This window comes from Pseudomonas sp. PP3 (assembly GCF_905336995.1).
Classification (GTDB): Bacteria; Pseudomonadota; Gammaproteobacteria; order Pseudomonadales; family Pseudomonadaceae; genus Aquipseudomonas; species Aquipseudomonas reinekei.
Window position 1 is genome coordinate 1,657,438 of sequence record NZ_HG995459.1, and the last position, 15,915, is coordinate 1,673,352.

The window sequence follows — 15,915 nt, forward strand, 5'->3', positions numbered from 1 at the left end:
GGTTTCTTGAGGGGTCAGGGTATGAATGACAAGGCAACGGCGGCAAAAGGTTCCGAAGATCCGATCCTGCAATGGGTCACCTTCAAGCTGGATAACGAGACCTACGGCATCAACGTGATGCGCGTTCAGGAAGTCCTGCGCTACACCGAAATCGCCCCGGTCCCGGGTGCCCCGAGCTACGTGCTGGGCATCATCAACCTGCGCGGTAACGTGGTCACCGTGATCGACACCCGCCAGCGCTTCGGCTTGATGAATGCCGAGATCAGCGACAACACCCGTATCGTCATCATCGAAGCCGACAAGCAAGTCGTCGGGATCATGGTCGACAGCGTGGCCGAAGTGGTTTACCTGCGTCAGTCGGAAATCGAAACCGCGCCGAACGTCGGTAACGAAGAATCCGCCAAGTTCATTCAAGGCGTGTGCAACAAGAACAACGAACTGCTGATCCTGGTCGAACTGGACAAGATGATGAGCGAAGAAGAATGGTCGGAACTGGAGAGTATCTGATTGATTCTTGAGGTTGCGGTCATTGTCCTGTTCCTGTTTTGGGCAGGCACGTTGGCAATGTTCCTGGCGTACATTCGCGCTCAGAAGCAAATCGCCGCACAACAGGCCCAGGGTGATGCGCTGCGCGATCAGCGCATCAAGGACCTGGGCAAGCGTGTTGACGACTATCAGAATGGCAATGTGCGCATGGGTGAAGACCTGCATGAGCTTCGCGCGATCGTCGCGCCATTGCCGGACAAACTGGTCCAGCTGGAACAACGCGATCCCACCAGCCTGTCGTTCGCCCAGGCGGCACGACTGGTTGGCATGGGCGCAAGCGTCGACGAACTGACCCAGTCCTGCGGCTTGACCCAGGCTGAGGCGGAGTTGATGAGCAAGCTTCACAAGAACTGAAGTTGGCGTACTGGCTGAAATCGCATTCGCGAGCAGGCTCGCTCCCACAGGCATTCGAGGACAGACACAATATTCGTGTCCACTGAAGATCCATTGTGGGAGCGAGCCTGCTCGCGATGAGGCCTTTGAAACCTCAGTAATCATCCCCGCGCTCAGTCACATCCTTCTCGACCATCGACGCATCCGGATCTTGCCCCGCCGGAAATTTGCCTTTGAGATTCCACGCAAACGCGATGATCTCGGCAATCGTCAAGTGGCGACTCATCACAAAACCCGCCTCGTTTGCCGTTTTCTGATTCTCGGCGTTTTAGTGACGCCTCACTCCAAACCCTCATCCAGACTCGGTCCTAGGACGCAGGCTACACGTCCTAGGACGCGGGCTACATGAATCAAGGAATGGGCCGACTTGTGACACTTTACGGCCATCAGTAACGTTCGGCGCTCGCAATGGCTAACTGTTTTGAGCTGATGCGATGACGTGGGTGGAATCGATCCGGGGAATTCTCGATCTGCCACGACTTCATTCAATCCTGGCGCGTCTCATGGCCGCCCAGCTTCAAACACGGACGTCCTTCTTGCGCCCCATCATTGTGATCAACGACCCGACCTCTGAAGGAGGGCAAGTGCTTGAAGGTTCTCCATCGACTTTCATCAATGATCTTGCCGTGGCGAGGCTCGGCGATCGCGTTTCCTGTGCCCACGGGGAATGCACCATTGTCAGTGGTGACGAAACCCTGCAGGTCGACAACAGAGCGGTCGCTCGCGAAGGTGATTCAACCGCCTGTGGTGCGACGCTGGTTGCTACGCAAAAGGACACCGGTGTTCTCTAAGGACTAGAGATGACAACCCGCACAAGTATTTACGATCGCATCTCCGAGCGGCGATTGGCCAGGGAGAACAGACTGCGCCAGTTTGAGGCAGTGTTTCCAACGGCCGATTTCAACGCCGCCTGCGCCAGCATAGTCCGGGCCTGGATCTGGTTGCCCTGTGGGGTATTTGATGCACCGTTACCCGCCAGTGAGCTGTCTGGCATGTTTGGCGGCTTCACTCACGATTCACGCCTCATCAATGCGTGCGGACTGCGTCAACCCATCAGCCGTCTTGCGACCCCCGCTTCGGGTAGGCCAGAAGTCGGGGCTTTCAATCGCTGCAGCGAGGTTCTCCACGCAGCTTTGAGTCAATGGTCAACAGCCTTTCGGGCGTCTATCGACTGGTCCAACACCCGGGTCGTGTTGTTTGTTCCTGATGCAGTGAGTGCCCTCGACTGGTTTGACCGAGTTGTGTATCTCTGGCCGCCTGAACTGTCGCCCACACGTGGTTTTGACCTACAGATGCAAGCCCCAGCGCAGTGGCTGGCAGAGTTACCTGGAAGCAGTGCCGCAGCGCAATTTCTCCTGTGCCTGAGCGTCGATTCCTGGGCCTGTGAAGAACGAGTAGCAGCCTATGCGGCAGATGAGGTGGCGGGCGAAGCGGTTTGCGCGGTGTTGTTGCGTCGTCAGCCGCAACAGCTGCAACGAACGACCGTGGGCCACCCAAAACTGTTCGCTCCTATCAGTCTGGATCACGGCTCGCACAGCTCCCGGGCATGCAACGACACTCAGGCATTTGAACAAATGATGGTGAAACTGGGTGAGCGAACAGGCATCGATCCGACGCGGGTAAACGTGCTGATCGGTGAGGATGCGCTTGTTCGCCAAGGCATCGGCCAGTTGCGTCAATACGCCGGGGATTGCTTGCCTCGTTTGGATCTCAATCAGCCGACTTGCATCAACCCGATTGGCGCCCGGTTTGGGACTGTGACACAGCAATGGGTGCAAATAGGCTTCGCCGGACTTATCGCCAGTGCGGACGCTGATTGCGTTGTCTGGTTGCTGGACCGTACTCAGCTCAACCAGCCGCAAGGTTGGCTGATTGGCTGAAACTTCAAGGACAGTTGAAACAGGGAGTTTCAAGAGTGAATTCCATTACTGACATCGCACTGGCTTCGGTTGATTCGTCGCTGAGCCAGGCCGAGCGCCTGTTGCACATCACGACGCCGCAGGGACAAGAGTTGTATGCACTGCGTGCCCATGCTCAGGAACGATTGGGGCGTGTGCCTCGTTACACGGTCGACGTGATCAACCAATCCACGGCATTCGATCCGGAGCAACTCATCGGTCAAGCGGTGCAATTGAGCATCAAGCTGGATGACGGCAGTCTGAGTCCCCGGCATGGCTGGATAGAAAGCGTCCGTTACCTTGGCAGCGACGGCGCCCTCGAGGACTGGCAACTGGTCTTTGCTCCCTGGTTCAGTCTGCTGGAGCATCGGATGGATTGCAGGATTTGGCAGGAAGTGAGCCTTCCCGACATTTTCGCTCAGGTGTTCCAACACTACAGCCAAGCGCGTGATGCTTATCGCTTTGAGCTGTCACAGGAATATCCGCTGCTGTCCTATGTCACCCAGTTCAACGAAAGCGATGCCAGTTTCGTGCAGCGCTGGTGCGAGCAAGAAGGTTTGTTCTGGTATGTGGAACATGAGGTGGACAGGCACTGCATCGTATTTACCGACAATAACTTGCACCTGCCGACGCTTGCCCCTGCGACCCTGCGGTTCCACACGCAACAGGCAGCAGACCGGCTGGACAGCGTGACTCAGTGGAGCCCCGGTGCCCGACTGCTCAATGGAACGGTGCAATCCAGCAGCAACGACTATTTCTCTCATGCCCGAGCACAGTTCACGCAAGTCCGCGCTCTGCCTGCGGCATCGGCGCCGCCCGATCTCCAGCGTTATCAATATCGGGGGCAATACGCCTGGCAGAATCATGATCGAGGCGACTGGCTCGGCCGGGTGCAGATTGAGCAGGACGAATCAGCGGCCAGACGCATCCATGGACAAGGTGGCGTGCGACACATGCAACCGGGCCGAGGCTTCGAGCTGACACAACACCCGTTGTACGCATACAAGACAGGTAAGGACTGCCAGTTCCTGATCATCGCCGTCGAGTTCTATGCCCAAAGCAACCTGCCAGTAGGCAAAAATCGACCCCGGCCGCCCGGTAGCCTGAAATCTCCTTTCGAACCTGAGGACGTGCGGACACCGCTTTCCCTGGATAGCGAGGGTTTTTACCTGAACCGGTTTGAGGCCCAGCGTCTGGACGTTGCCTATCGCAGCCCGTTCGATCATGCGAAACCTGCCAATCCCGGCCCGCAGACCGCTGTCGTCGTGACCCCGAGCGGTCGCGAAGTCTTTACCGACAGCCTTAACCGGATATGTGTGCGCTTCCATTGGGACCGGCTGGTCAAGGATGGCGAACTGGGCTCATGCTGGTTGCGCATGATGCAGGCCAGCAGTGGCGAGGGCTGGGGCAGTGTGAACGTACCTCGTTCGGGGGAGGAGGTCGTGATCACCTTTCTCGACAATGACATCGACCGACCCTTGGTGATGGGCCAGGTCTACGGAGGACATAAGCCCGCCTGGCACTCCAGTGGTTTGATGAGTGGCTACAGAAGCCAGGAAATCCAGGGGCGTGGGTACAACCAGTGGGTGATGGACGACTCCACCGAACAGGTTCGGACCCAGATTCACAGCAGTCATGGGCACAGCCAGTTGAACCTTGGTTACCTGATCGATCAGCAAGGTAATCAGCGTGGCGCCTTGCGCGGCAGCGGTTTTGAGTTGCGTACGGATGCCTACGGGGCCTTGCGTGCACAACAGGGGTTGTATCTCAGCACCTGGCCACGCAACAACGCTCAGGGTGGTCAGCTTGATATTCAGGAAGTCCGCAAGCAGCTGACTGACGCACAAGAGCGAGTCAAGGCACTCTCCGGCTTGGCTCAGCAACACAATGCCTTGGCGATGCCGGGAGGCATCGACAGCCTTGATCAACTGAACGCTGACACGCAAATGCGCTACGGCAGCGCAGACAGGGGCCTGGCGAGCTACGACCGGCAACCGCGCAACGGCGGCGACACGGCTGCAGCAATCAGTAGCGGCGGGCGGGGCCAGACGGCTGGCTACCACAAGCCGCTGTTGATCGCCTCGGCCCCTGCCGACATCGTCACAGCGACACCCCAAAATACCCACCTGCACAGCGGCAAGCAGTTGACGCTCTCGACCGGCGAAGACATCAACCTCGCCAGTGGTCAATCGTTACTGGCCAGCGTGGCACACAGCATCAGCCTGTTCGCCCAGGCCGCGGGCGCCAAACTGTTTGCGGCCAAAGGAAAAATCGAAATACAGGCGCAGAGCGAATCCATCGAACTCACCGCCCAGGACAGCGTGCGCATTACGTCCACGGCCCGTAGCGTCGAGATCGCCGCGCAGGATGAAATTCTTCTCACCAGCGGTGGTGCCTACATCCGTATCAAGGAGGGCAACATCGAAATCCATGCGCCCGGCAGCGTGGACGTCAAGGGCGTGAAAAAAACCTTCAGCGGTCCGGCGCAACTCAATCGCGACAGCCCGGCGTGGCCCACGGCCTCGCTCAGGCAATCGCTCGCATTGATGGCGGGTCAAAGCAGTGTCGCAGGTTATCAGCCTTGGGCAGGCATGCCTTACAAGGTGTTCGCCGATGGCGCACCGGCGGGGAACGGCGTCATGGATGCCAGCGGCCAAATCGCCGTTGATCATCATGTCACCACCGGCCGTTACCGCATCGAGCTGGCTAACGGGGTCAAGTACGAAGTGCCGGTGGCCGGCGACTACACGGATGATCCGGACAACGCCGAACGGGCGAATCAGGGTTTTCAACGCCATTCGAGCCAGACACATCCCGAGATCACGCCCCCGGACGACGCCAGTCAGTTCCGCCATGCCTATACCCAACTGAACTCGCCGAAGCCGGAGGCTTGAAGATGACCATCCCCACGATCACTGTCCCGATCGCCACCAGCAAAACCATGTCATGCCAGCTCAACCTGCCGTGGTTCGTGCAGAACACCGAATACCATCCGGTGCCCGCGACATTCGAACCTCTGGTGAATGGCGAGCGTGCATTCGGCGCGGTCTATGACGCCATCCTCGCCGCTAAAAGCAGCGTGGAAATCATTTGCTGGGGCTTTCAGCCTTCGATGTATTTCAAACGGGGCGATACCCGCTCGCTGTGCATTGGTGATTTGCTGATCCAGAAAGCCAACGAAGGCGTTCAGGTGCGGATCCTGTGCTGGTACGACACGTTGCGTGTCGCCCAGACTTCGGAAAACTCGACCCCGGGTGACAACGTTTCCAATTGGTTTGGCAAGTTCAGGCAAAACCGAAACGACGCGCAAGTCGAGTATGACAAGTTGTGGTATCGCCAGATCCGGCTCGCCTATACCGGCGCTGAAACCGGGCCGATCGAACTGGGGCAACGCTTCTTTCGCATGCTGAGGTGGGGGAACGATCCTGGCCTGGGCATCAAGAATATCGAATTCGTCACGCGCGACTTTGGCTTGCTGGACCGGGCAGAAATTGCCTGGCGCCTGGCGGTGAATGCCCTGGATGAAAATCGCGACATGACCAACAAAGTCATGAGCTCGGTGGCGATGTTTGCCGAGCCGAGCCATCACCAGAAGATGGTGCTGGTGGACTACGAAAAGCCGGAGGATGCCGTCGGGTTCGTGATGGGGCACAACACGCTGGATGCCTATTGGGACGACGATCATCACAGCCATGAGCGGCATCATCCGCAATTCGGGCGCAACGGCGAGACACCCAGGCAGGACATTTCCAGCCGTGTGTCCGGCCCGGTGCTGGAATTTCTGAATCACAATTTTTGTACTGCCTGGAAAAAAGAAACGCGCATTGACCTGCTGGGGCCTCGTCGACACATCGCCCGGCAACTGCGCCTGCGTCCCGGGCATGGCACACCGGTCATGGCGCAGGTACTCAGGACCCAGAGTCAGGACAACAAGAGAGACATCGAGAAGCTCTACCTGCAGGCCGTCAACAACACGACTCAATTCATCTACATCGAGAACCAGTATTTCCGCTGGCCGCCGCTGGCTGAAAAAATCAAAAGCGTCGTGAAAAATCTTTTGGACTGGGGGCGCGATCTCGAAAAGGACGGGCCGGTGTATCTGTTCGTTGTGACGAACTCCAACAGCGAGGCCATCGGTGATGGCTCGGTCAATACATTTCGCATGCTGAAACAGTTGGGCCGCCCGGAACTGATGCCGGGCATCGCCAGGGCTGAACGGCATGACGAATTGCTGGCCGACATCGCCCAGGCCAAACAAGCCGAACGCGTGGCCGCGGTGAATGCCCGCCTTTTCAAAGAGAAACACGACACGGGCCATGACGAACCGGCGGCTCAGTACTACGAGACCTTGGAAGAAAATCATCAGCGAGCTCGCGCCAAGGTCGCGCAGCTTGAAAAAGAGCTGCCAGAGAAGATTCAGGCCGTGATCTCCCCCTCAGAAATCCCCGGCTTGAAAGTCCACATTTGTACCTTGGTAGCCCCCGATTCCCCACCCGATAACTGGATGGATGTGTATGTGCACAGCAAGTTGATGATCGTCGACGATGTGTTTACCACGCTGGGTTCCGCGAACATCAACACGCGCAGTATGCAGGTGGACAGTGAGTTGAATATTTGCATTGAGGATCCTGCGGTGACCAGGCCGTTAAGGGAGCATTTGTTTGGGGTGCATACGGGAGACGAAATGATCGGGGCTCACATGGCTGAAACGTTCAAAAAATGGAAGGAGATTATTGGAAAAAACAACACGCGAAGAATACGCAGCGTTCAAAGAAAAGGTGTGATGACTCCTACGTCGCCGGTTGCATCATTGGTTGAGTTTCTGCAAGAGAGTCCTGTTCAGAAGAATTGGGACTAAGTTATGAGGGACATAGCTATTTTGTTGTTGTGTTTTTTCATGTTGGCTTGTTCAAAAAAGGAAGAAAGCATGCCCGATACCTCGCAGATCGATTTTGCCTACAGTAGGTTGGAGTTTAAGTGCGTATATGAGCGTGATTTTTTACCGCCGTTGAATCAGGATGCGGACATGCTATATCGGTACAGTCTTTTCTTGGAGAAGCGTACGGGGCAGAAGGATTACGACAAGATTGCCCGTTATTACCGTATAGCGGCAGCTCACGATCACTATAAGGCCGCGACCAATTTGCAATTCCTGCTTTCTATCGGACAAACACGCTCCCCTGATGCCAGTAAAGAGGTCATTGATCTGGCCGAGTATTACATTGCTCAAGGAATCCCTGGGGCTTATTACGATATGGCGCATTACCTGGAGTTGGGTTATGGCGTCAAACAGGATGTTGCGACCTCCAGAGCATACTTCCGCCGGGCGGCAGATTTGGGGAATCCAGCTGCTCAGTACTACATAGGTAGACTATTATCCTACGTACCTAATACGGCTGATATTTTATTGGCAATGTACAAGTGTGCGATGGAACAAGGTAATCGATTCGCAGCAAGAGACTACTCGAGTTATTTGCAAGACTCAGGGCTTTATCAAGAGGCTCTACACGGCTACCAGACAGCTACCCGAAATGGCGACGATCTTAGTGCATACAGTCTCGCTAATGCATTCAAAGGACCACCTGTTTCTAATGAGTTACATTATTTGGCTTTACAGCAAGATGACGAACGCGTCGATCGATACAATAAAATCAGCGATTTCCTCTCGCGTCACGAACACCTCGGAGCAAAAGTCCCCGACCTGGATGACATCGTCCCACTCCCACCCGCGACCCTTCCCGAGTGGGACGGCACCTTCCAATGGAAGCGAGAGCGTGACTCCGCTGTCCCCGTCATTCCATCAGCAGAGTTGATCGAAAAACTCAGCGCCGAAAAGGGACTGGATCCGGCCACCGGCTTGCCGCTGCCAAAAAACACCGAGAACACATGATTTACCGCCGTGATACTCGATTCGGCAGGTCAGAGCGAGTTGATGATAGGGATGCCTTTAATTGTCGAATGAAAATATTCCGGAAAATCTAATAAGGATTTGGGTAAGGGCAATCAGGCTACTTCTGACATTGTTCAGTATCTTGACGATCATGGCCTGTTCAAAAAAAGACGAGCAGATGTCTGGTATTGCGTCGGCGGACTTTGCCTACAGTAGGTTGGAATTTAAGTGTGTATATGAGCGCGATTCGTTGCCTGCATTGAACCCGGATGCGGACATCTTCTATCGGTATGGACTTTATTTGGAGAAACGTAAGGGGCAGAAAGATTACGACGCCATCGCCCGCTATTATCGTGTCGCGGCTGCACACGATCACTATAAGGCCGCGACCAATCTGCAGTTCCTGCTGTCAACCGGACAAGCAGGCTCTCCTGATGCCAGTAAAGAAGTCATCGATCTGGCCGAATATTTTATCTCCATAGGTATCCCTGGTGCGTTTTACAACATGGGGCATTATCTGGAGTTGGGTTATGGTGTCAAACAGGATGTTGCAGCCTCAAGAGCCTATTTTCGGCGGGCGGCCGACTTGGGGAATCCAGACGCCCAATACTACATCGGTAGGCTTTTATCTTATGTACCCAATACGGCCGATATCATGCTGGAGATGTATAAGTGCTCCATGGAGCAGGGTAATCGCTCGGCGGGTGGAAGATACGCAGTTTATTCGCAAGGTTCAGAGTTATACCAAGAAGCCCTACGAGGCTTCCAAATAGCAATTCGTAATGGCGATGGCATCAGTGCTAGTCAGTTGGCGAGTGCCTTCGAAGGGCCGCCAGTGACCGACAAACTGTACTACCTGGCTGTAGAGCAAGATAAAGAACGCGTCGATCGATACAATAAAATCAGCGATTTCCTCTCGCGTCACGAACACCTCGGGGCAAAAGTCCCCGACCTGGATGACATCGTCCCACTCCCACCCGCAACCCTCCCCGAGTGGGACGGCACCTTCCAATGGAAGCGAGAGCGTGACTCCGTCGTCCCCGTCATTCCATCAGCAGAGTTGATCGAAAAACTCAGTGCCGAAAAAGGACTGGATCCCGCCACTGGCTTGCCGCTGCCAAAAAACACCGAGAACACATGATTTACCGCCGTGATACTCGATTTGGCAGGTCAGATCGAGTTGATGATAGGGATGCCTTTAATTGTCGAATGAAAATATTCCGGAAAATCTAATAAGGATTTGGGTGAGGGCAATCAGGCTACTTCTGACATTGTTCAGTCTCTTGACGGTCATGGCCTGTTCGAAAAAAGACGAGCAGATGTCTGATGTTGCGTCGGCGGACGTTGCCTACAGTAGGTTGGAATTTAATTGTGTATATGAGCGCGATTCGTTGCCTGCATTGAACCCGGATGCGGACACCTTCTATCGGTATGGAATTTACTTGGAGAAGCGAAAAGGACAGAAAGATTACGACGCGATCGCCCGCTATTATCGTATAGCGGCAGCTCACGATCACTACAAGGCCGCGACCAATCTGCAGTTCCTGCTGTCGACCGGACAAGCACGCTCTCCTGATGCCAGTAAAGAGGTCATCGATTTGGCCGAATATTTTATCTCCAAAGGTATCCCAGGGGCTTATTACGACATGGCGCACTACTTGGAATTGGGATATGGCGTCAAACAGGATGTCGCGACCTCCAGGGTCTACTTTCGGCGGGCGGCCGACCTGGGGAATCCGGGTGCTCAGTATTATATTGGTAGGCTTTTGTCCTCTGTGCCCAATACGGCCGGAATTATGTCGGCAATGTACAAGTGTGCGATGGAACAAGGTAATCGATTGGCGGCTAGAAATTACTCAAGCTACTTGAAAGTCACCGGGCATTATCAACAGGCACTTCACGGCTATCAGGTTGCTACCCGAAATGGCGACGATCTTAGTGCATACAGTCTCGCTAATGCATTCAAAGGACCACCTGTTTCTAATGAGTTACATTATTTGGCTTTACAGCAAGATGACGAACGCGTCGATCGATACAATAAAATCAGCGATTTCCTCTCGCGTCACGAACACCTCGGAGCAAAAGTCCCCGACCTGGATGACATCGTCCCACTCCCACCCGCAACCCTCCCCGAGTGGGACGGCACCTTCCAATGGAAGCGAGAGCGTGACTCCGCTTTACCCATCATTCCATCAGCAGAGTTGATCGAAAAACTCAGCGCCGAAAAGGGACTGGATCCGGCCACCGGCTTGCCGCTGCCGAAAACCGCCAGGAGTTTTTAACGCCTGCTTTCTGAATCAACGCATGGCGACAAGCCATTCGAACTTCAGTAATCATCCCCGCGTTCAGTCACATCCTTCTCGACCATCGGCGCATCCGGATCTTGCCCTGCCGGAAATTTGCCTTTGAGATTCCACGCAAACGCGATGATCTCGGCAATCGTCCGGTACAGGTCCTCCGGGATGCTGTCGCCCAGTTCCATGCGTGCGAGCAATCTCACCAGCTCGGCGTTTTCGTAGATCGGCACTTCATAGTCGCGGGCGATCCGCAGGATTTCTTCCGCCAGCTCTTCGTCGCCCTTGGCGGTGAGGGTCGGGGCGTGGGTGCCGTCGTATTTGAGGGCGATGGCCTGGCGTGGGGTGTCGGGGTTTTTCATGCGGTTTCGTCGACCCAGCGTTGTTCGAGGCGGGTTTGTGGGCCTTGGGGTGGTTTGCCGTGATGGCAATCGAGATCGCCGACGTTCAGCCCGCAATCGAGCATGCGCGCGCGCAATGCCGCCAGATTGCTCTCGATCAGGCTGGCGGTGTACGGCCGTTCGGCCCACAGCTGACTGGAAAGGCTGCCTTTGATCAACTGCGCCTGGACCTGCATCGGCCCCAGCGGCTCCATGTCGAAAGCCAGTTCGACCCGCCACAATGGTTGTTTCGGTTCGCGCTCGTCGCGGCGTTCCTGGGGGTGTTCTTTATCCGGCGCGTCTTCGCGCTGGAACTTGATTTGCAATGGCACGATGTCTTGCAGGTTGCGCATCGGCACTTCCAGCTGCCAGGTGCTCATCAGGCGACCGTCGCTGGTGACGCCGGTTTGTTCAAGGCTCGACAACTGATGGCTTTGCAGGCGGGAAACCGCTGCGGCAGCCAGGCGCAGCAAGTGCTCGAGGTCGTCTTCGCCGTCTGCGCTTTGCAGCATCCGCTCGGGCAGCGGAAAACCGGTGGGTGGCGGCTTGGCACTGACCTGGCCGAGCATGCCGAGCGCATTGCGCACGAAACTCGGCATCGCCTGGGCCAGCGTGTTGGCGGCGATGATTGCTCCGAGATTGGTGCTGGCCGGCAGGCCGGGCGTCAGTTGCGCGATCAGCTTCAGCAGGTCGCCTTTCATGTCGGGGGCCAGCGCAGGGTTCTGGCCGGTCAACAGTTTCGATTCGAGGAACGCACCGCTGCCGGCCAGCGCCAACGCCAGGCCTTTGGGTGTGCTCAGTTGGTGGACGTCCGGCAGGCCGGCAAGCAGTTTGTCCACGGCCGCGCGCAGGTCGCTGGAGGTCTGGTTCGAGGGCGGCAGGTTTTGCAGAAGCTTGAGCAAACCCTCCAGCGAGCCTTGGCGGCTGGTCTGGCTGAGCAATTGCTGGGTCACCGCCAATTGCTCCTGACGGCTGCTCAACGGTACGAACTTCAGCGTTTGCGTGTCCTGCACTTGCGCACTGAGCAAGGTGCCAATGCGCAGCGGCTGCGGGCTGTCGACGCTCATTGTGCTGCCGCTGAGCGCGGTGTTGAGCAGGCTGACCATCGAGCGAAACACCGTCGGTTGCCCCGGAACTTGCGGCAATACCTGGGAGGTCAGCACTTTGCCCTGCAACAGCGTCCCGACCGGCAATTGCGCGGTGTCGAGGCGGGTGAGGGTGGCGACACTGGAGGCGATGGCCTGCTGCACGGTGATCGCCAGGTTGCCGGCCGATGGCTGGGTGACGGCTACGCTGGTGCCCTGGGGCAGCGGTTGGTTACTGGTGGCCTGGACCGTGGTCTGGCGACCGCTGTCGAGGGTGACCTTGAGCAACAGTTGAAAGGTCTGGTCCGCCTGTTTGAGCGACAGCACTTCGGCCTTGGCGGTCTGGCCTGCCGTGATCAGGCCTTCAATGGGCGTCAACAGCTTGAGCAACTCGCCGCTTACTACCTGCGGGCGCGCAGAGGTCGGGGTGGTCTGCGGTAGCGGGAGGATGTTCATTTCGCCTGTCATACGCGGTCACAACCTTGGGAAAATGCACTCTTTAGAGTAGGAGCTGGCATGTATAATGCCGCGCAGTTGTATACAGAGTGCCGGAAACATTGCAATTATTTGACGCAGCTCGCTAGTTCGGGTCGCCAATACATTTATTCTGCATCTCTTTAACGGCCGCGCCAGAGCCGACTTGAACCGCATAAGGCCCGTGAACCCTTGACCAGTCCTGTCCTGCAAACCGTTGCCCTTGCCTGTGAGCGAGACCTTCGGCTGCTTTTCGAAAATCTCGATTTGAGACTGGCCAGTGGCGAAATGGTGCAGATCAGCGGCCCTAACGGCAGTGGCAAGACAAGCCTGTTGCGTCTGCTGTCCGGCCTGATGCAGCCGACCGCCGGCCAAGTGTTGCTCAACGGCCAGCCTTTGAACGAGCAACGCACGGAGCTGGCGCTCAACCTGCTGTGGATCGGTCACGCCGCTGGCATCAAGGACCTGTTGACCCCGGAAGAGAACCTGAGCTGGCTTTGCGCCCTGCATCAACCGGCGACCATGGAGGCTATCAGGGAGGCCCTGGCGGCGGTCGGTTTGCGCGGTTTCGAAGACGTTCCCTGCCATACACTGTCCGCTGGCCAACAACGCCGTGTTGCTCTGGCCCGTTTATATCTGGACAGCCCGCCGCTGTGGATTCTCGATGAGCCGTTCACGGCCCTCGACAAGCAAGGCGTGGCGCAACTGGAAGAACACCTGGCGGGGCACTGCGAACGCGGTGGCATGGTGGTGTTGACCACTCACCACACGCTGAGCCGGATGCCCGCCGGTTATCGCGACATTGATCTGGGGAAATGGGCCGTATGAGTGTTTTCGGCCTGTTGGTCGCCCGTGAGGCCCGTCTGCTGTTCCGCCGTCCTGCGGAACTGGCTAATCCGCTGGTGTTTTTTGCAATTGTGGTTTCGCTGTTCCCGTTGGCGGTCGGTCCGGAGTCTCAATTGTTGCAAACCTTGTCCCCGGGACTGGTGTGGGTGGCAGCGCTTTTATCGGTTTTGCTCTCGCTGGACGGGCTTTTCCGCAGTGATTTCGAAGACGGATCCCTTGAACAGTGGGTCCTTTCGCCGCACCCCCTGGCTCTTCTGGTTTTGGCCAAGGTGCTGGCACACTGGGCCTTTTCCGGCCTGGCGCTGGTTTTACTCGCGCCCTTGCTGGCGTTGATGCTCGGTTTGCCAGCCGCCTGTCTGCCGGTGTTGCTGCTTTCGTTGTTGCTGGGTACACCGGTGCTGAGCCTGCTCGGTGCGGTGGGCGCAGCCCTTACGGTGGGTTTGAAACGCGGCGGTCTGTTGCTGGCGTTGCTGATTCTGCCGTTGTACATCCCGGTGTTGATCCTTGGCAGTGGCGCCTTGCAGGCAGCCTTGCAAGGCATGCCGGCGACCGGTTATTTGCTGTGGCTGGGTAGCCTGGCCGCCCTGGCGATAACGCTTACACCTTTTGCAATAGCTGCTGGCCTGAAGATCAGCGTCGGCGAATAATGAGGTCTGATCAAAAATTGATCAGTAAAGACCCTTGGCTGTTTCGTAATGACGAACAGCAACCGTGATGGAAACAGTATGAACTGGACGTGGTTTCACAAGCTCGGCTCGCCCAAATGGTTTTACGGCATCAGCGGTAAAATGCTGCCATGGCTGAGCGTAGCGGCGTTGCTGCTGATCGGTGTTGGCGTGGTCTGGGGCCTCGCATTCGCGCCGCCGGACTACCAGCAAGGCAACAGCTTTCGCATCATCTACATTCACGTTCCGGCCGCCATGCTGGCGCAGTCCATCTACGTGATGCTGGCCGTGTGCGGCGTCGTCGGGCTGGTCTGGAAAATGAAACTGGCTGACGTCGCCCTGCAATGCGCGGCGCCCATCGGCGCCTGGATGACCGCCGTGGCGCTGGTCACCGGGGCGATCTGGGGCAAACCGACCTGGGGCTCGTGGTGGGTCTGGGATGCACGCCTCACGTCGATGCTGATTCTGCTGTTCCTGTACTTCGGTCTCATTGCGCTCGGCAACGCCATCAGCAATCGTGACAGCGCGGCCAAGGCTTGCGCGGTGTTGGCGATTGTCGGCGTGATCAACATCCCGATCATCAAGTACTCGGTGGAGTGGTGGAACACCCTGCACCAGGGCGCGACCTTCACCCTCACCGAAAAACCGGCAATGCCCGCCGAGATGTGGCTGCCGTTGCTGCTGACGGCGCTGGGTTTCTACTGTTTCTTCGGCGCGGTCCTGCTGCTGCGCATGCGCCTCGAAGTGCTCAAGCGCGAAGCGCGGGCCAGTTGGGTGAAAGCCGAAGTTGAAAACAGCCTGGAGGTCGTTCGATGAGTTTTGCGTCATTCGGCGATTTCCTCGCCATGGGCCATCACGGCCTGTATGTCTGGTCGGCCTACGGCATTTGCCTGGCGGTGCTGGCCCTCAACGTGGCGGCGCCGATCCTGGCCCGCAAGCGGTATCTGCAACAAGAGGCGCGTCGTCTGCGCCGGGAGAATGGCAAGTGAATCCGCTGCGTAGAAAGCGTCTTATCATCATTCTGGCGATTCTGGTCGGGGTCGGCGCTGCCGTCGGCCTGGCCCTGAGCGCCCTGCAGCAGAACATCAATCTGTTTTACACACCGACCCAGATCGCCAATGGCGAAGCCCCGCAAGACACGCGCATCCGCGCCGGCGGCATGGTTGAGGCAGGTTCCCTGAAACGTTCCGGCGACTCGCTGGACGTGAAGTTTGTCGTCACCGATTTCAACAAATCCGTGACCATCGCCTATCGTGGCATCCTCCCGGATCTGTTCCGCGAAGGGCAGGGCATCGTTGCCCTGGGCAAACTCAACGCCGATGGCGTGGTGGTGGCCGATGAAGTGCTGGCCAAGCACGACGAAAAGTACATGCCGCCGGAAGTGACCAAGGCGTTGAAAGACAGCGGTCAATCGGCTCCAACGCCCGCGAAGGAGGGTTGATCC

The 15,915-nt window shown here is 57.1% G+C and carries 16 protein-coding genes and 1 pseudogene; 14 read left to right on the forward strand and 3 right to left on the reverse strand.

Annotated elements, in window-relative coordinates; genetic code table 11:
- Positions 1 to 21: 21 nt before the first annotated feature.
- Together KHO07_RS07680 and KHO07_RS07685 are read left to right on the forward strand one after the other, a co-directional pair.
- Positions 22 to 507 carry a chemotaxis protein CheW gene (locus KHO07_RS07680; protein ID WP_007980742.1) on the forward strand — a complete coding sequence of 162 codons (486 nt, stop codon included), beginning with the start codon at positions 22 to 24 and terminating at the stop codon, positions 505 to 507.
- Positions 508 to 900 (forward strand): DUF2802 domain-containing protein, encoded by a 393-nt coding sequence (locus tag KHO07_RS07685; protein ID WP_150704834.1) that lies wholly within the window; start codon positions 508 to 510, stop codon positions 898 to 900.
- 133 nt (positions 901 to 1,033) lie between these two features.
- Here KHO07_RS07685 and KHO07_RS07690 read toward each other — a convergent pair.
- Positions 1,034 to 1,150 (reverse strand): annotated as a pseudogene (locus KHO07_RS07690) (flagellar biosynthesis protein FlhB); the annotation flags it as partial.
- A gap of 292 nt (positions 1,151 to 1,442) precedes the next feature.
- On the opposite strand from KHO07_RS07690, the gene KHO07_RS07695 reads away from it, so the two are divergent.
- The 7 genes from KHO07_RS07695 (at position 1,443) to KHO07_RS07725 (ending at position 11,009) form a co-directional block, all read left to right on the forward strand.
- Entirely contained in the window at positions 1,443 to 1,730 is a 288-nt protein-coding gene (locus KHO07_RS07695) for a PAAR domain-containing protein (protein ID WP_244858267.1), read from the forward strand.
- Between the two features lie 9 nt (positions 1,731 to 1,739).
- Positions 1,740 to 2,819 (forward strand): hypothetical protein, encoded by a 1,080-nt coding sequence (locus KHO07_RS07700; protein WP_212626840.1) that lies wholly within the window; start codon positions 1,740 to 1,742, stop codon positions 2,817 to 2,819.
- Between the two features lie 35 nt (positions 2,820 to 2,854).
- The gene (locus tag KHO07_RS07705; protein WP_212626841.1) at positions 2,855 to 5,731 is read left to right on the forward strand and encodes a type VI secretion system Vgr family protein; all 2,877 of its coding nucleotides are present in this window, start codon (positions 2,855 to 2,857) and stop codon (positions 5,729 to 5,731) included.
- Positions 5,732 to 5,733: 2 nt separating this feature from the next.
- Positions 5,734 to 7,695, forward strand: coding sequence for a phosphatidylserine/phosphatidylglycerophosphate/cardiolipin synthase family protein (locus tag KHO07_RS07710; RefSeq protein ID WP_212626842.1), 1,962 nt, complete (start codon positions 5,734 to 5,736; stop codon positions 7,693 to 7,695).
- Positions 7,696 to 7,698: 3 nt separating this feature from the next.
- Entirely contained in the window at positions 7,699 to 8,727 is a 1,029-nt protein-coding gene (locus tag KHO07_RS07715; RefSeq protein ID WP_244858268.1) for a sel1 repeat family protein, read from the forward strand.
- Between the two features lie 61 nt (positions 8,728 to 8,788).
- On the forward strand, positions 8,789 to 9,868 hold the full coding sequence (locus tag KHO07_RS07720; RefSeq protein ID WP_244858269.1) for a sel1 repeat family protein: 1,080 nt from the start codon (positions 8,789 to 8,791) through the stop codon (positions 9,866 to 9,868).
- A gap of 61 nt (positions 9,869 to 9,929) precedes the next feature.
- Positions 9,930 to 11,009, forward strand: coding sequence for a sel1 repeat family protein (locus tag KHO07_RS07725; RefSeq protein WP_244858270.1), 1,080 nt, complete (start codon positions 9,930 to 9,932; stop codon positions 11,007 to 11,009).
- A gap of 44 nt (positions 11,010 to 11,053) precedes the next feature.
- Here the strand turns inward: KHO07_RS07725 and KHO07_RS07730 are convergent, their stop codons facing one another.
- Positions 11,054 to 11,383 (reverse strand): EscU/YscU/HrcU family type III secretion system export apparatus switch protein, encoded by a 330-nt coding sequence (locus KHO07_RS07730; RefSeq protein WP_212626844.1) that lies wholly within the window; start codon positions 11,381 to 11,383, stop codon positions 11,054 to 11,056.
- The gene (locus KHO07_RS07735) at positions 11,380 to 12,954 is read right to left on the reverse strand and encodes a flagellar hook-length control protein FliK (RefSeq protein WP_212626845.1); all 1,575 of its coding nucleotides are present in this window, start codon (positions 12,952 to 12,954) and stop codon (positions 11,380 to 11,382) included. The genes KHO07_RS07730 and KHO07_RS07735 overlap by 4 nt, the downstream gene beginning before the upstream one ends.
- 198 nt (positions 12,955 to 13,152) lie before the next feature.
- On the opposite strand from KHO07_RS07735, the gene ccmA reads away from it, so the two are divergent.
- The 5 genes from ccmA (at position 13,153) to ccmE (ending at position 15,912) form a co-directional block, all read left to right on the forward strand.
- A complete protein-coding gene (ccmA, locus tag KHO07_RS07740; protein ID WP_212626846.1) occupies positions 13,153 to 13,788 on the forward strand; it encodes a cytochrome c biogenesis heme-transporting ATPase CcmA in 636 nt (211 codons plus the stop codon).
- Positions 13,785 to 14,453 carry a heme exporter protein CcmB gene (gene ccmB / locus KHO07_RS07745; protein ID WP_150734880.1) on the forward strand — a complete coding sequence of 223 codons (669 nt, stop codon included), beginning with the start codon at positions 13,785 to 13,787 and terminating at the stop codon, positions 14,451 to 14,453. Before ccmA ends, ccmB begins: the two co-directional genes overlap by 4 nt.
- A gap of 78 nt (positions 14,454 to 14,531) precedes the next feature.
- On the forward strand, positions 14,532 to 15,287 hold the full coding sequence (locus KHO07_RS07750; protein WP_212626847.1) for a heme ABC transporter permease: 756 nt from the start codon (positions 14,532 to 14,534) through the stop codon (positions 15,285 to 15,287).
- On the forward strand, positions 15,284 to 15,460 hold the full coding sequence (gene ccmD, locus KHO07_RS07755) for a heme exporter protein CcmD (RefSeq protein ID WP_008055370.1): 177 nt from the start codon (positions 15,284 to 15,286) through the stop codon (positions 15,458 to 15,460). Before KHO07_RS07750 ends, ccmD begins: the two co-directional genes overlap by 4 nt.
- Positions 15,457 to 15,912, forward strand: a complete 456-nt coding sequence (gene ccmE, locus KHO07_RS07760) for a cytochrome c maturation protein CcmE (protein ID WP_212626848.1) — start codon at positions 15,457 to 15,459, stop codon at positions 15,910 to 15,912. Before ccmD ends, ccmE begins: the two co-directional genes overlap by 4 nt.
- Positions 15,913 to 15,915: the final 3 nt, after the last annotated feature.

Coding starts and splice junctions, on each gene's coding strand:
- KHO07_RS07730 (WP_212626844.1), bottom strand. CDS start 11,383: ATGAAAAACCCCGACACCCCACGCCAGGCCATCGCCCTCAAATACGAC.
- KHO07_RS07680 (WP_007980742.1), top strand. CDS start 22: ATGAATGACAAGGCAACGGCGGCAAAAGGTTCCGAAGATCCGATCCTG.
- ccmB (WP_150734880.1), top strand. CDS start 13,785: ATGAGTGTTTTCGGCCTGTTGGTCGCCCGTGAGGCCCGTCTGCTGTTC.
- KHO07_RS07700 (WP_212626840.1), top strand. CDS start 1,740: ATGACAACCCGCACAAGTATTTACGATCGCATCTCCGAGCGGCGATTG.
- KHO07_RS07735 (WP_212626845.1), bottom strand. CDS start 12,954: ATGACAGGCGAAATGAACATCCTCCCGCTACCGCAGACCACCCCGACC.
- KHO07_RS07710 (WP_212626842.1), top strand. CDS start 5,734: ATGACCATCCCCACGATCACTGTCCCGATCGCCACCAGCAAAACCATG.
- KHO07_RS07695 (WP_244858267.1), top strand. CDS start 1,443: ATGGCCGCCCAGCTTCAAACACGGACGTCCTTCTTGCGCCCCATCATT.
- KHO07_RS07715 (WP_244858268.1), top strand. CDS start 7,699: ATGAGGGACATAGCTATTTTGTTGTTGTGTTTTTTCATGTTGGCTTGT.
- KHO07_RS07750 (WP_212626847.1), top strand. CDS start 14,532: ATGAACTGGACGTGGTTTCACAAGCTCGGCTCGCCCAAATGGTTTTAC.
- ccmD (WP_008055370.1), top strand. CDS start 15,284: ATGAGTTTTGCGTCATTCGGCGATTTCCTCGCCATGGGCCATCACGGC.